11 protein-coding genes are annotated in these 14853 nt (G+C 64.5%); 7 read left to right on the top strand and 4 right to left on the bottom strand.

Annotation, left to right across the window (positions count from 1 at the left end):
- Positions 1-5: 5 nt before the first annotated feature.
- Positions 6-944: an antibiotic biosynthesis monooxygenase gene (locus tag ACTXG5_RS25825; protein ID WP_445161487.1), complete on the bottom strand. Its 939-nt coding sequence runs from the start codon at positions 942-944 to the stop codon at positions 6-8.
- Positions 945-1174: 230 nt separating this feature from the next.
- Here ACTXG5_RS25825 and ACTXG5_RS25820 point away from each other — a divergent pair, with 230 nt between their 5' ends.
- Positions 1175-1915 carry a helix-turn-helix domain-containing protein gene (locus ACTXG5_RS25820; RefSeq protein ID WP_445161486.1) on the top strand — a complete coding sequence of 247 codons (741 nt, stop codon included), beginning with the start codon at positions 1175-1177 and terminating at the stop codon, positions 1913-1915.
- 356 nt (positions 1916-2271) lie between these two features.
- Positions 2272-3276, top strand: coding sequence for a glycosyltransferase family 4 protein (locus ACTXG5_RS25815; RefSeq protein WP_445161485.1), 1005 nt, complete (start codon positions 2272-2274; stop codon positions 3274-3276).
- Positions 3277-3310: 34 nt separating this feature from the next.
- On the opposite strand, the gene ACTXG5_RS25810 is transcribed toward ACTXG5_RS25815, so the two are convergent.
- Both ACTXG5_RS25810 and ACTXG5_RS25805 read right to left on the bottom strand, forming a co-directional pair.
- Positions 3311-4486 carry a fatty acid desaturase family protein gene (locus ACTXG5_RS25810; protein ID WP_445161484.1) on the bottom strand — a complete coding sequence of 392 codons (1176 nt, stop codon included), beginning with the start codon at positions 4484-4486 and terminating at the stop codon, positions 3311-3313.
- Positions 4487-4496: 10 nt separating this feature from the next.
- Entirely contained in the window at positions 4497-5588 is a 1092-nt protein-coding gene (locus tag ACTXG5_RS25805) for a ferredoxin reductase (RefSeq protein WP_445161483.1), read from the bottom strand.
- A gap of 88 nt (positions 5589-5676) precedes the next feature.
- Here ACTXG5_RS25805 and ACTXG5_RS25800 point away from each other — a divergent pair, with 88 nt between their 5' ends.
- Positions 5677-6909, top strand: a complete 1233-nt coding sequence (locus ACTXG5_RS25800; protein ID WP_445161482.1) for a PucR family transcriptional regulator — start codon at positions 5677-5679, stop codon at positions 6907-6909.
- 95 nt (positions 6910-7004) lie between these two features.
- Complete coding sequence (locus tag ACTXG5_RS25795) at positions 7005-9782, top strand: ATP-binding protein (protein ID WP_445161481.1); 2778 nt, start codon at positions 7005-7007, stop codon at positions 9780-9782.
- Positions 9783-9968: 186 nt separating this feature from the next.
- On the opposite strand, the gene ACTXG5_RS25790 is transcribed toward ACTXG5_RS25795, so the two are convergent.
- Positions 9969-10571, bottom strand: a complete 603-nt coding sequence (locus ACTXG5_RS25790; RefSeq protein WP_445161480.1) for a QsdR family transcriptional regulator — start codon at positions 10569-10571, stop codon at positions 9969-9971.
- Positions 10572-10765: 194 nt separating this feature from the next.
- Here ACTXG5_RS25790 and ACTXG5_RS25785 point away from each other — a divergent pair, with 194 nt between their 5' ends.
- The 3 genes from ACTXG5_RS25785 to ACTXG5_RS25775 are packed head-to-tail and all read left to right on the top strand — an operon-like array spanning position 10766 to position 14809.
- Positions 10766-12472, top strand: coding sequence for a PHA/PHB synthase family protein (locus ACTXG5_RS25785; protein ID WP_445161479.1), 1707 nt, complete (start codon positions 10766-10768; stop codon positions 12470-12472).
- On the top strand, positions 12469-13269 hold the full coding sequence (locus ACTXG5_RS25780; protein WP_445161478.1) for an esterase/lipase family protein: 801 nt from the start codon (positions 12469-12471) through the stop codon (positions 13267-13269). Before ACTXG5_RS25785 ends, ACTXG5_RS25780 begins: the two co-directional genes overlap by 4 nt.
- Positions 13270-13282: 13 nt before the next feature.
- Positions 13283-14809, top strand: coding sequence for a class I adenylate-forming enzyme family protein (locus ACTXG5_RS25775; protein ID WP_445164596.1), 1527 nt, complete (start codon positions 13283-13285; stop codon positions 14807-14809).
- The last annotated feature ends 44 nt before the right edge of the window (positions 14810-14853 follow it).

Raw genomic sequence — 14853 nt, 5'->3', positions numbered from 1 at the left:
AGACGTCAGTTCCAGTATTGCAGCACCCCGACTGTCGCGAAGACGGTCAGCGACGCGGCGTAGACGATCACTGCTATCGCGGCACCGCGCAGGCTGATTCGCCGACTGGCGCCGTCGACCGGGTCGAGCCAGCGACGGCACCATGACGACACCGCGGGCATCAACCACCATTGCATCAACGCCACGCTGAGAACTTGACTGAGCCAAACCGATAGCCAGGGCTGCGCGCCCAACATGCCGATCACCGGTGCCACAAATCGCGACTGCAGCATCACCATGGGGTAGAGCACCATCAGCAGGAGCATCGCCGTCTTCCAGCTCGGAGTCATCTCCGCTTTCCCGTCCACGTTCCGCACCGTGGTACCGAACGGGGTGGTCTGGGCGAGTACCGAGAAATCCCTCGTCAGACTCGACCGCACCGGCGGCAAGACTTCGTTGCGCTGCGGCGACCGGAGCCATGCTGACAGTTGGGGTTCGGTGCGAAACCGGATCAGCGACATCCATTTTCCCGGCGCGTCTGGCGGGAAGACAGCTGTGCCCTCGTAGCCGGAGAACTGGGAGGCGGCTGTCGTCAGCTTGATATGGGCAGCCTGGAAGTCGGCCTCCATACCGCTGGACACGCTGGAGGAGACAATCGCCACACCGGTGGGTATGACCGCGCCTTCAACGATCACCAAATCCGAAGAAAGCCGCAGAAATCCCCGTGCCGCAGCGGCGCGCACCAAGTGCTTCCACGTCGCCCCGTCGAGCCACTGGTGCAGCGAGTCCTCGGACTCGAAGGTCACCGCGACCGCCCAGTCCAGCGGTGCGTCGCGAGAGATCGACGCGGCGAACGCAACGAATCCTCGTACACCCTCCGCAGCAGATCGCACGTCGCAGATCCAACCGTCGAACACTTCAGGGTCGGCGGCACGGTCAAAATTCGTGACGGCCATAGCTTTCATCGCGATCCGCCTCACCGAATCGACGGCGCGCGCCGCAACTGCGGAGCAACCGTATTTGCCATGCGATTGTCCTTCCTCAGCCAGGTGATCGCCGCTTGGGATGACTGCAACTTATTTCATTGCGTATCGGCGACGCTGCAGTATTAGTCAGCTCCAGTGCGGGTATGGAAGGAGTTGGGCAGCGGATAGGACACTGTCAGCAGCTGGTGGAGCCTGGCTAGGTTGGGTCGATGGACGCAACCACCGCAGCCTCCACCATTGCTGGCCCCATCGGGGACGTGGCGGGCAACTTCTACTTCTCCAAACAAGCCATCGCCCGGGGCGAAGCCATCGGCCTCGACGTCGTCTCCCTCTACGGTGCCGGTCGAGCATCCATGCTCGATGGCGTCGACCCGGAGGCGGCCGACGCCCTCTTCTACTTCTTCAAGCCCGGCATGATCGCTGCGTTGGTGGCCCAGGGTCGCAGCCTGGCTAGTGAAGACGCGATCGCGACAGCCCACCTCGGAGCCGCCGACGACTATGCCGATGCCACCTTCGCCGCAGTCGATTCCGCCACCCTCGGCGCGTTCACCGATGCAGTAGGCGCGCTCGTCGCCAAGGTTCCCGCAGGCTCCTGGCCGGTTTTCGACGGCTATCGCTCAGCCCCGGCAGCGTCGACGGTTGCCGCTCGGGCCTACCGGGCAGCAATCCTGTTGCGGGAGTTGCGCTTTGGTGTGCACACCGACGCGGTGAAGGCGGCCGGGCTCTCACCTGCCACTGCTTGTCAGTTCAACCGAGACCTCGACAGCTTCAAGAGGCACGGTTTCTCGGAGGAAGACATGGTCGAGTACACCCCCGAGATCGGGGCCCAGAAAGCCGCGGCCGAGGCGGCGACGACCGCGCAGATGGCGGCGCTGTCCGCCCCGCTCTCGCAGGCCCAACTCGAGGCGGTCGTCGCTGGCACGGATGCCCTCGTAGGCGCCCTGGGCTGATGCTGCCCCGCGGAAAGAGGTCATCCCAGGACCATCGGCGTGGACTTCAGACTGCTCCACAGATGGGGCATCGGACGGATGCCGAGCTGGTTCACCACCATCTGGGCAGCCTGACTGACCCCCTCGGTGAATGTGGGCCGGAGGGGTTCTGCAAGCTGGTCTCCTGCACAGTCCTCACGATCGTTGTATACGTTGCCGCTTACGGTCGGATCCGTGTTGACGGTCAACACCTTCCGATGCATCCGCAGGTCCGCAGCTCCTCGCGGATGACCTTCCTGCCCGATGAGTAGAGGCGGCGCGGGTAGCCTGAGGGCATTCCCATCCAAGGCGAGGTCGGCGGTCCGCTCCGCGTTGCCGTGCTGGCGCCGATCGCGTGGAGGACACCACCACGTCACTACGGGCCGTGGGAGCAGTTCGCGTCGTTGCTCACCGAGGGACTGGTGGCGGCCGGCCATCATGTCACGTTGTTCGCCACCGCAGACTCGATCACCACGGCCCACTTGCACGCAACCACGCCGTCCGGCTGGTCTGAGGATCAGACGATCGATGCCAAGGTCGCCGAATGTTTGCACATCGCTTCGGTTTTCGAGCGTGCCGGCGAGTTCGACATCATCCACAACGGATTCGACTTCTTGCCGCTCACCTACAGCGATCTCGTCACGACACCGGTGGTCACCACGATCCACGGGTTCTCGTCCGATCGGATCGTTCCTGTCTACGAGCGCTACGACAGCACCACCGCCTACGTGTCGATCAGCGACGCCGACCGACACCCGAATCTGCACTACGCCGCGACAATCCACCATGGCATCGATATCGACAGATTCGCGGTCCATCCAAGCCCAGGCGAGCACTTGTTGTTCTTCGGACGGATCCATCCCGACAAGGGCACCGCCCAGGCGATCGAGGTCGCCCGCCGATGTGGCCGACGGCTCGACATCGCCGGGATCATCCAGGACGAGGAGTACTTCCGCGACGAGGTCGCACCGCACGTCGACGGCGAGCAGGTGCGCTACCTCGGCGCCGTCGACGCCGCTGGGCGCGCCGAGGTACTGGGGGGTGCGCGAGCCCTGCTCCACCTGATCGACTTCGACGAGCCGTTCGGCTGCAGCGTCGTCGAGGCGATGGCCTGTGGCACGCCGGTCATCGCCAACTCAAGGGGCTCGATGGGCGAGCTGATTGAGCATGAGGTCACCGGCTATTTGGTCAACGACATCGATTCGGCGGTGGCTGCGGTCGCTGCAGCTGGCAACCTCGACCGGCGCAAGATCGCCGAGCGCGCCGCCGACCGATTCACGGTCGCCACGATGGTCGACAAGTACGTCAAGGTCTATCGCGACGTCATTGCGAATCGGAAATGAAGGTGCGGCGCGATCCTGGGACGCGCGCATCTCCTCAGGCCGCGCTGGCGTCGACCCGCTCCGCTGAAGGGCGGAAGACGAGCTGTATGACGTTCGTCGGGTTTACCGCCGCCGTCGCTTTGCGCACGACATCGTTTGGCAGCGACAGTCGGAACACCTTCTTCCACGCTGAGCCGACCTGCTTGACCATCGGGCCGCTGACGTAGGTCAGGCCATAGCGCTCGAAGAGTTCTTGGATCTTCGGTGCGATCTCCTGATAACGGTTGCTCGGAAGATCCGGGAACAGATGGTGTTCGATCTGGAAGGATAGATTGCCGGTCATGAAGTGCAGCAACGGATTTCCGGTGATGTTGGCGGAGCCAAGCATCTGTCGTAGATACCATTCGCTGCGGGTTTCGCCGTCAATCGACTTCTTCTCGTAGGTCTGTACGCCTTCGGGGAAGTGTCCGCACATGATGACCGAGTGCGTCCAGAGATTGCGGACCAAGTTGGCGGTCAGGTTCGCGGTCAGCGTGGTGACCGCTGATGGTCCGGACAACAGGGGGTGCAGTACGTAGTCCTTGGTCATCTGCCTACGGATCTTGCGGAGCACGTTCTTGCCCTGGCGCCGGAACTCGTCCTTGTCCGTCTTTCCCTTGAGGTACTTGCCGATTTTGAGGTCGTAGGCGGCGATTCCGTATTGGAAGAAGCAGGCGTTGATGAAGTTCCACAGCGGCTGGGCGAGGTAGAAGGGCACCCACCGTTGATCTTCATCGACCCGCATGATGCCGTAGCCCAGGTCCTCGTCCTTGCCGACCACGTTGGTGTAGGTGTGGTGGATCTCGTTGTGTGAGTGCTTCCACATGTCTGAGGGTGAGGCGTTGTCCCACTCCCAAGTAGTGGAGTGGATCTTGTTGTCGCGCATCCAGTCCCACTGACCGTGCATGACGTTGTGGCCGATCTCCATGTTCTCGACGATCTTGGCGACCGACAGCCCGACGGTGCCGACGAGCCACGCCGGCGGAAACAGCGAGAACAGCAGCACCCCTCGGCTGCCCAGTTCGAGCTTGCGCTGAAAGTCGATGACGTTGCGGATGTACACGGCGTCGCGCTCGCCGCGGCTGTCGAGCACCTGCTGACGAATGGCGTCGAGTTCGCGGCCGAGATTCTCGATGTCCTCGCCGGTGAGATGGGCGATCGGATTGTGCTCTTGGCGTTGCAGAGTGGTCATGAGAGCTCCTTTAGAGGTCGATGTCGCAGGTGCCCGCTGCTGCGGACACGCAGGTTTGAATCAGGACGCCGTCACCACGTGCGGCGGTGGTGAGGTCGCCGTTGCGAAGGTCGCGCACGGCTCCTTGGCGCAGCGGTGCCACGCAGCCGAAGCAGATGCCCATCCGGCATCCCGACGGCATCAGGACTCCGGCCGCTTCGCCGGCATCGAGCAGTGTCTGGTCGCCCGGGGTGTCGAGGATGGTCGCGGACTTGGTGAAGGTGACGGTGCCGCCCTCACCGGCGGTCACGACGGTGGGGCGAAACCGCTCGGTGTGCAGGCGCTCGGGCATGCCGTTGTCGTTCCAGTGCTGCTCGAGGGCGTCGAGCATGCCGGTAGGTCCGCACGCCCAGGTCTCGCGCTCGGCGAGGTCGTTCACGAGCGCATCGAGTTCGGAGGTGCTGAGCATGCCGTCGGTGTCAGTGTGCTTCTCGATCAAGCGGATTCGGCCCTGGCTTGCCAGCATGCGCAGTTCGCCGCCGAAGATCACATCGTCGGGTGTGGGGGCACTGTGCACGACCACGACGTCGTCGATGTGCTCGGCGATGTTGCGCAGCATTCCCATCACCGGGGTGATACCGCTGCCCGCGGTGAGGAACAAGATCTTGGGCGGCGCCGCGGCAGGAAGGGTGAATTCCCCTGCGGCGTGGTCGAGTTGGATAACAGTGCCGACTGCGGCGTGTCGCACGAGGTGGTTGGAGACCTTGCCGCCCGGGATCGCCTTGACGGTGATCGCGATGCAGCCGTCGTCTCGATCGGTACCGGAGGTCAGCGAGTACGCGCGCCACTGACGCACGCCGTCGACGTCGACGCCGATGCGGATGTACTGCCCGGGTGTGTGGGTCCGCCAACCGCGGCCCGGCTTGATCACCAGGCTCACCGCGTCGCAGGTTTCGGGGTGGATTGCGACGATCCGGCCGCGCAGGTCGGCACCTGAGCGCAGCGGATCGATGATGTCGAGGTAGTCGGCGGGGACCAGCGGTGTGGTGATCCGCTCGGCGAGCTGGAGGAACCGGTCGCGCAGCGTGCCCATCGGCTTGACCCTGGGTGCTGTTGTTGTCATGAGACCACCATCCCTTGACCTCAGGTATAAACTCTTGGCCAGTCAGGGTGAAATGCAACAAGAGATTTGTTCGGAAAGAATAGATTTGATGGACGAAGCTGCGGAGACCGACGGCCGACAGGTCAGCGGCTTAGTGCTGAATGACCTGGTCGTCGCCGCTTTGCAGGGCGTTCTGCCCGCTGTCGCCGAACACACTGTGGCCGCCGTCACCGTCGAGGTGCCCAGTTACGCGGACGCCTTCAGCGGACGGATGGGCCGGCGGATCGAAGGTGCGGTCAAGATGGCGCTTGGCGCCTTCCTCCAATTGGCTGCCCGTCCACACGACTCCGATCCCGGCCCGACGTTGTCCCCTGCGCTCGAAGGCGCCTACGAACTCGGGCGCGGCGAGGCACGTCAAGGGCGTTCCATCGACGCGCTGCTATCTGCCTATCGCGTCGGCGCGCGGGTGGCGTGGCGTGAACTATCGGAAACCGCCGTCGATCGGGGAATGCCACCACTGATGATCGCTCGGTTCGCCGAATTGGTGTTCGCATTCATCGATGAGCTCTCCGCGGCAAGCGTTTCCGGGCATGGCGATGAACTGGCCTCCTCGGATCGAGAACGACGGCGTCATCTTGACCGCCTCGGGCACGACCTACTCACCGGGGTGCCTACCGAGATACTGCGGGCAAGTGCCGAGCGCGCCGAGTGGCGTCCACCGGACACCCTCACCGCGGTACTACTTCCATCGGCCCAGACGCTGGGCGTGGTGTCCCGATTCGGGCAGTCCACATTGCAACTCAGTGGCGATCTGCCCGGTATCGAATCCGCCGAGTCTGTTGTCGTGCTGCTCATCCCAGACATGCACGGCCCCAACCGTTCCCGGTTACTGAAAGAACTCCACGATCGCCGGGCAGTGGTCGGTCCTTCCCGCCCCTGGACGCAGGCACAGTCGTCCTATCATCGCGTCCTGCAAGCGCGCGAACTCCATCTCGCCGGAGACGAGATCGGCACGATCGACACCGACACCCATCTCGTCTCACTCGTGCTCGGCGCTGACCGCGAAGCCGCTGACGATCTCCGTCGCCAAGTGCTCGCACCGCTCGAACAGTTACGTCCCAATACCGCCGAACGGCTTGCGGAAACACTGCGATCGTGGCTACTCCACCAAGGCCAACGCGATGCTGTGGCCGCCGATCTCTTCGTCCACGCCCAAACCGTGCGATATCGAATGGCCCAACTCCGCGAGCTCTACGGCGAACGCCTCAACGACCCCCAGACGGTCCTCGAACTCATCGTCGCGTTGTCCATCCCGACAACGGTCGGCTCACCTGATGCCTAGAATCAGGTGTTTTGCAGTGCCAGTCCAGTAACGGTAGACAGGACCACTCTGTGCGGCCTCCATCTGGCCTATTTGACGTCGGTGGCCAGCGGCCCGTGACTCCGCCGATTCGGGGTCGGGCGGGCGAGTTGAAGGTGATTGGCGGGTTGGTGACGGCGCTGATGCGGGGGCATCGGGGTGTGCTGGTCATCGAGGGCCCGCCGGGCATCGGAAAGAGTCGGCTACTCACCGAAGTGATGGCGCTGGCCGACAAGGGTGGGGTGCGCACCCTGTTCGGTGAGGCTTTCGAGTATCAGCAGACGGTGCCGTTTTTCTCGCTGTTCACGGCGACGCTGCGCGCCGATCCCCCAGTCGGAGACGCCGACGCGTTGCGCCGACTGGGCAACTCGGCCGACCTGGGCTACTGGGTGGTGCACGATCTGGCCGACGCGATTTTCGCGGCGGCGGCGCAAACCCCACTGGCGATTGTGCTGGACGACATCCACTGGGCAGATAACGGCACGCTGTTGGCGCTGCGGTCGCTGGCCAACGCGCGGCCGGAAGCGGCGGTGCTGTGGGTGCTGGCCGCCCGCACTGGTGCTGGCGGTCCGGTGCTGCAGGAGACGTTGTCGGCGCTGCAACGTGCGGATGCCGCATTTGTGCGAGTGGCCCCGATGTCGCCGGGCGCGGTCGCCCACATGGTCTCCGACGCCGTAAACGCGAACGCCGATGAGTCGCTACTGAATCTCGCCGCCAAGGCGCACGGCAATCCCTTCCTCGTCAGCGAGATGCTCGGGGGTCTAGGCGAGGAGGGCCGGCTCAGCGTGAGCGGCGGCCGCGCGGTGGCCACCGGACACGCGTTGCCGCGACGTCTGGCCGAAGATATGAAACAACGGCTAGGCCACCTGTCCAGCGGTGCTGGTGAGGTGGTGCGGGTGGCCGCAGTGTTGCCCGACCGGTTCTCAGCTGGTCTGCTGGCCGCGATGCTAGAACGCCAGCCGGCGTCGTTGATGTCGGCTGTCGATGAGGCGGTGGGCGCCGATCTGCTCGTCGAAGACGAGGATCAGTTGAGGTTTCGGCACGACTTGTTGCGCGAGGCCACCCGACAGTCGTTGCCGCAGTCGCTGCGGCGCGCCATGGAGCGCCAGTCGGCGTCGATCATGCTGGGTATGGGCGCGGTCCCCGCCGAGGTGGCCACCCAACTAGCGCGCAGCGCCGAGCCAGGCGACAGGGAGGCGATCACCGCGCTGCGGCAGGCCGCTCAATCAGTTGGCCACAGTGACGCGAGTGCGGCCGCCGAGTTGAGCAAGCGCGCGTTGGAGCTGTTGGCCGCCGATGACGCTGACCACGGGCCACTGGTCGCCGAAACCGTGGCGCTGCTCAACCGGGCCAGCCGCTATGAGGAAGCCGAAGAGTTGGCCGTCGCGGAGCTATCGAAGGTGGCGTCGCCGCAAGAGGAGGCCGAGATTCGTCTGAGTCTGGCGACGGTCACCAAGCAGACTACGCAGCGGCGCGTGGAGGAGAATCGTCGAGCGCTGCGGCTGCTCGACATCAGCGAGGTGACCCGGGCCCGGCATCTGGGCTGGCTGGCCTACACCCTGACGTTGCACGACCAACATGGGGAACGGCGCGCGGCGGCCGACGAGGCTGCCGCGGCCGCGGCATCGACCGGCGATCTCGAGGCCACGATCTTGGCCAACCTGACCGTCGCCGTGCTCGACGCCGGCGACGGGTACGCGGGCCGCGCCCTCCGCGGTCTCGAGGAGCTTTGGGTGCTCGCTCGCACGAGTGATGCGACGGCAGCTTCTCACTTGGCCGCGATGCACTACCCGCTCCTGCTGGCCGTGGTCGGCCGATCGGATGACGCTGGGGCCCAGATCGCCGAGGGGACAGCGCAAGCCCGCCGGGAAGGCAACGCGATGGCCCTTGATCTCTGGGCCACGATTGACGGGATTGTCCACTTAACTGCGGGCCGGTTGTCTGCTGCACGCGCCGCGGCCGAATCCGTGCCGACGCCGGCGCGGACAGGCGCTGGCGAGCTGAACATGATGCGTATGGTGATTCTGGCCGACGTGGCGGTGCGCACCGATGACCGAAACTTGTTGCAGCAGATGGTTAATGACGCGCGCGATGCCTACTCCAGTGGCTCAGCTGTGATACGCCGGGGAACGGCGCAGGTGCTGGGGCTGGCCGCGTGGCACCGCGGCGACGTCGACGACTCGATGCGCTGGCTGGGCGGCGACATCACGCTGTTCGGGTCACCACTGTGGCCCGAGGTCTTAGATCGGGTGATCCTCAGTGCGCGGGTTGCCTCGGCCGCCGGCGATGCCGGTCTGCGCGCGCGTGTTCTGCAGGCCGCTGACCTGCTCGAGCGCGACCAACCAGCGATCCCGTTGTTCACGGGGGTGGCGGTGTATGTCCGCGGGATCCTCGAATGTGATGCCCAAACACTGGTGGCTGCGGCCGAATTGCTTCAGTCCTCGTCGCGCCCGCTTCTTTACGCCGCGGCCGCCGAGGATGCCGGCGGTGAACTTGCACGCACCGATCGTGGTGACGAGGCGCTGGACCAGCTCAGTGTGGCATTCGAAACGTACCTGCACTCTGAAGCGCTCGCGGATGCGCGCCGGGTAGGCCGCGAGTTGCGCCGGTTAGGTGTGGAACGTCGCATCGTCAGCCAACCGCGGGCAAAAACGGGCTGGGACAGTCTCACCGACTCCGAGCTCAAGGTGGTCAACCTGATTGCGCGAGGTGCTACCAATCGTTCTGTGGCACAGCAACTGCAAGTCTCGCCTCATACCGTGAGAGCCCATCTGCGCAATACGTTCGCCAAGCTCGGGGTCAGCTCCCGCGTCGAGCTGAGCCAAGTCGCGAAGCGCCGACACCTCGCTGATTAATTTCAGCGGCCTTAGCCCTAGGCCACTTTGGCCTTCAAGATAGGCCGCTGGCCAATGGTGTCACCCACGCCCGCGGGGCGACCGTAGTAGTCGTCAAGTGTGGAGGAGGCTGCCGCGATGTTCGGTAGCGATGACCAAATGAGATTGAAGTAATGGCACAGGATGGCTCTCCAATGTCCCGGGAGGTTAATGCCCGGGGCCGAGCAGCGCCGCGATCAGTTCCAGGGCGGCGTCAATCTCGGGTTCGCCACGGCCAAGCACATGGGCATAGACGTGTGGATCGCACATCCGAACGATTGCGTCGCCACACACGGCGGGCGGTAACGGTAGTTCGAGCCGCCCGGCGGCGACTTCAGTGGCCAGCAAGTCACCGATCAGTCGTCCCGCGGTCTGCTCGACTTGGCCCGGCAATAAAACGAGCCGCATGAACAGCAAGGGCTCGCGTTCAGACAGCATCCGCAGGGGCCGGGCGCCGGTGACCGCGTGCATGAACCGGTCCAGCACCTCGACCACGTATTCCAAACCGCCTCCTGCACTGGTGCCTGTGGTTGCCCCGCGGAATGTGCGCTCAGTCGCTTGGGCGAGCAGGGTGCCGAGTAGGTCTTCACGATTGCCCACGATCCGGTACAGCGTGGAGCGGCCGATGCCAAGCTCTGCGGCCAGGGCGGACATGTCCAACGATTGGCCGGCCAGGTACTGCCGCGTTGCCGCATCGATGACGGCCTGGCGGGTCAGAGTCGCGCCAAGCCGCGCGTTAGGGGGTTGGGGCGACGAGCTAGCTATGCCCATATCCAAGCAGACTATGAGATTTTCGCGCCCAAGTGCATGGGACAGTTCGATAATATGTGCCATAATGAGACATATTGTCCCAATGTCCCGACATGAGGGGGTTGCAATGGGCGTTGGTGAGCAGGATCGTGCAGCAACCGCTTCGGCCCTGAAACAAGGCTCGACGTCGAAAACCTCTGCAAGGCGATAGCCAAATGCCAGAACACGTGCGCTCCGACATCGACGCAATCTCGCAACAGGGCGCACCCGGCGGCTTTGAACTGGTGCTGGCCTCGGCGGCGTTCCGAACGGTCAGCGATCACATACCCGGTCACGAATTGCGCACGATGGCTGCAGCTTTGGTGCAGCACCCGGGTCCGGCGCTCACGCCGGTCATCGACCTCGTGCGTCAGCTGGTCCCGATCGTGCTGGGCAGTGACGGCGAGCGCACTTCGCGCGATCGACGCTTCGCCGATCCAGCATGGCGTACCAACCCGTTGCTCCGCCGGATCGCCCTTGGGTATCTCGCATCCTGTCAAGCGGTCGAGCGCGTCGTGGCTGATGCCGAGGTGGACTGGCGTACCAAGGAACGCGTCAAACTATTGGCCGACAATCTGTTGGCTGCTGCGGCGCCGACCAACAACCCGGTTCTGCATCCGCTGTCGTGGCAGCGCGCGATCGACACGGGCGGACGGAGCTGGCTGCGCGGTCTACATCAGTTTGTCATCGACATGGGTACGCCTCCGCGACTTCCGGCGACGGTCGATACCACGGCGTTCTCAATCGGTGAAAACATCGCCGCCACCCCGGGGAAGGTCGTCTGTCGCAGCGAGCTGTTCGAGCTGATCCAGTATGCGGCGACGGCTGAGACCGTCGACGAGACTCCGGTGCTGTTTGTCGCCTCGCCGGTCAACAAGTACTACTTACTCGACCTGAGTCCGCACAGATCGGTCATCGCCGCCGAACTCGCTTGTGGGCGTCAGGTTTTCGTGATCTCGTGGGTCAACCCGGATCAACGGCACATCGATGCCGGTCTTGGTGAGTACGTCTCGAGCATTCTTGACTCACTGGATGCGATCGATGCGATCACCGGCGGCGACCGCGCCCACTTGCTCGGACTGTGTGGGGGTGGACAACTCGCTGTAGCCGTGGCCGGCTATTTGGCGGCCACCGGGCGGCAGGAGCGGTTAGCGACACTGACGCTGGCGATCACCGTTGTCGACTTCGAGCGGGGCGGGCCGCAGGGCGCGCTGATCGATCGAAAGGTGGCGAAGCGAGCGATCGCGCGCGCCACCAAAGACGGGTTCTTCGACGGCAAGAACAGCGCTGTAACCTTCGCCTGGCTTCGGCCCAACGACGGGATCTGGGCCAACGTCGTGAACGATTATCTGCTCGGTCAGCAACCGCCGGCTGAGCCGTTGCTGTATTGGGCCGCGGACCAAACCAACCTGGCGTTGCAGCTGGGTGCGGATCTCCTCGAGATGGTGCTGGACAACGCTTTCGCTGCGGGGACGGTGCGAGTACTCGGCCAGGCGATCGACCTACGCAACGTCACGGTGGACACCTACATATTGGGCGCATCGACCGACCACATCTCGCCCTGGCCTGACTGTTACCGCACCCGCGCCCTGCTCGGTGGATTGACGACATTCGTGCTGGCTCGCGGTGGGCACGCGGTCGCTGTCGCGAGCCCGCCCGGCAATCCGAAGGCCCGCTACCGCACTGGCACTTCGTCAACGCTCGATCCCGAGCAGTGGCTGGCTGAGTCGACGGACAACCCAGGCAGCTGGTGGGAGCACTGGAATCAGTGGATCGAGGAACGCACCCCGACAACCCGTTCGGCAACCGCGACCCTGGGTTCGGTGAGTACGCCGGTCCTTGCCGACGCGCCCGGTGACTACGTCCGTGCGATGCTCGCATGAGTAATCCCCAGATCGACCCGACCGACTCGCTGCCGGAGCCTCCGCCGATCGTCCCCTCCGGGACGGGAGGCGAGTTCGGACATCCGTTGCTCGAATTACGTTGGTACGGCGAACTTGCCCGTCTGCTAGCCGACCCGGTGATGCGCGGGTGTGGCGTGCCGCACGGGGACGGCCGCAGTGTCCTTCTGCTACCGGGTTTTCTGGCTGGCGACAGTTCGTTGTGGTTGCTCGCGCTGTTCCTGCGGCGTATCGGCTATCGCCCGATCCACTGCGGGATCTGGTTCAACTCCGGGTGTTTCGCCACCTTCGACCGGCGCATGGTCGACCGGCTCGTCGGCGCGCACGAGGTCAGCGGACGGCGGGTGGCGATCATCGGGCACAGTCGCGGCGGCCATTACGCGCGCTCATTGGCTGCACGGCATCCAAACCTGGTGTCACATGCGGTGCTCATGGGCACCGGACTCGAAGATCCCCTGGATGTGTCGGCGCTGTGCCACTGGGCGGCCGCCACCGCGCAAACCGTACTGCACACTGGCGATTCGCAGCGAGCTGCCCTCGGTTGCCTCACGGCCGGTTGCGCCTGCGCACCGTCCCAGGCCTTCGGCATGGCTGTTCCGGACCAAGTCCGGATGACCTCGATTTTCTCGCGCACCGATGGAGTCGTGCGCTGGACGTCGTGCGTCGCCGACTACGCCACCTGTGTCGAGGTCTCCGGTAGTCATCTGGGGATGATGTGCAACCGCCACGCCTATAGAGCGGTGGCACACGCTCTAGCCCAGCCGAGCACTTCGAGGTGACGAAATGAGCGGAATGATCGTAGAGATTCCACGCATTGACAACCCTTTTCCACGTGCGGGGATATCGCGGGACGGGAACGGCATCCCATTCTTTGACGACCTGCCGCCGACGTTGCTCGATGTCTTGCGGACAAACCTAGAAAGCCGACCCGACAGCGAGGCAGTGGCCGAAGTCGGCGGCGATCGATTGTCCTACCGACAGCTGTGGGACGGTGCCGCGCGGGTCGCCGGGGGACTTCGAGCCGCTGGACTGCGACGTGGTGATCGGGTCGCGGTGCGCTATCCGGCCGGAATGAATTGGGTGCTAGCGTTTTTGGGGACAGTGATGGCCGGCGGGATCGCGGTGGCGGTCAACACTCGGTCGGCGCCGCCGGAGGTCGAATTCGTCCTGACCGACGCCGGGGTGCGGGTGGACCTCACGGCCGATGGCGCGCTGCCGGACGGCGACTCGTACGTCGAGGAGGGCCTCGGCGCCGACGACGTGGCCGCACTCTTCTACACATCGGGCACGACCGGGCATCCGAAGGGTGTGCCCACCACGCATAGAGCATTTCTTACCAACGCGGAGAACATGATCCGCTGTCTCGGGGTGCCGCACGATGCGGGCGAGGAACTGCGCACTCTGATCTGCGTGCCGCTGTTTCACGTGACCGGCTGTAATTCGCAGCTGCTGACTGCCTTGTACGTCGGCGGCAGCTCGGTGATCATGCCTGCGCTCGACCTCCCCACATTGGCCAGTCTGCTGTCGGTCGAGCGGATCACATTCCTGGTCTCCGTACCGGCTGTGTACTCGTTGTTGTTGCGGAACAAGGACTTTCCGGGCGCTGACGTTTCCAGCGTCCGGTGGTTGGCCTATGGTGGTGCACCGATTGCCCCCTCGTTGGTGCATGCGCTGAAGGAGGCTTTCCCCGCCGCGACTCTGATCAACGGCTACGGCATGACAGAGACGGCATCGTTGATGACCGTATTGCCTGACAGCGATGTGGTCGAGCACGCCGACTCGGTTGGCTACGCTGTCCCGGCCGTCGACTTAGGCATCGTTCCGATCGCCGACGACTCGCGCGTCGGCGAACTGGTGGCCCGCGGAGCCAATGTCGCCAACCGGTACTGGGATCGCCCAGAAGCCACCGCCGACACGATCATCGACGGCTGGATGTACACCGGTGACATTGTGCGTGTCGACGACGCGGGTCGCGTCCACATCATCGACCGGGTCAAAGACATCATCATCCGCGGCGGGGAGAACGTCTCAAGCGTGGAGGTCGAAGCTGTGCTACTGGCAGCGCCTGGCGTCGCTGATGCCGCCGTCCTCGCCGTCCCAGATGACGTGATGGGGGAGAAGGTTGGCGCCGTCCTCTACACCGGTGGTGCACAGGTGGATCTGGCGGCCGTTATCGGGCACTGCCACGGGCACCTCGCCCAGTTCAAGGTCCCCCAGTATGCCGTGGTGGTCAACGAGGCACTGCCCCGCACCGCCACGGGCAAACTGCTCAAAACCCTGCTGCGCGAACAGGTCCAGTGGGGCCCTCCGTTGCGCTGATCCTCCGGCATGCCCGCGACGGCGAAGAAAGGTGAGTGTGGCCT

The organism is Mycobacterium sp. Dal123C01, from assembly GCF_052566995.1.
Note: the sequence above shows the minus strand (reverse complement) of the source record. Positions and strands in the feature narration are given on the sequence as shown.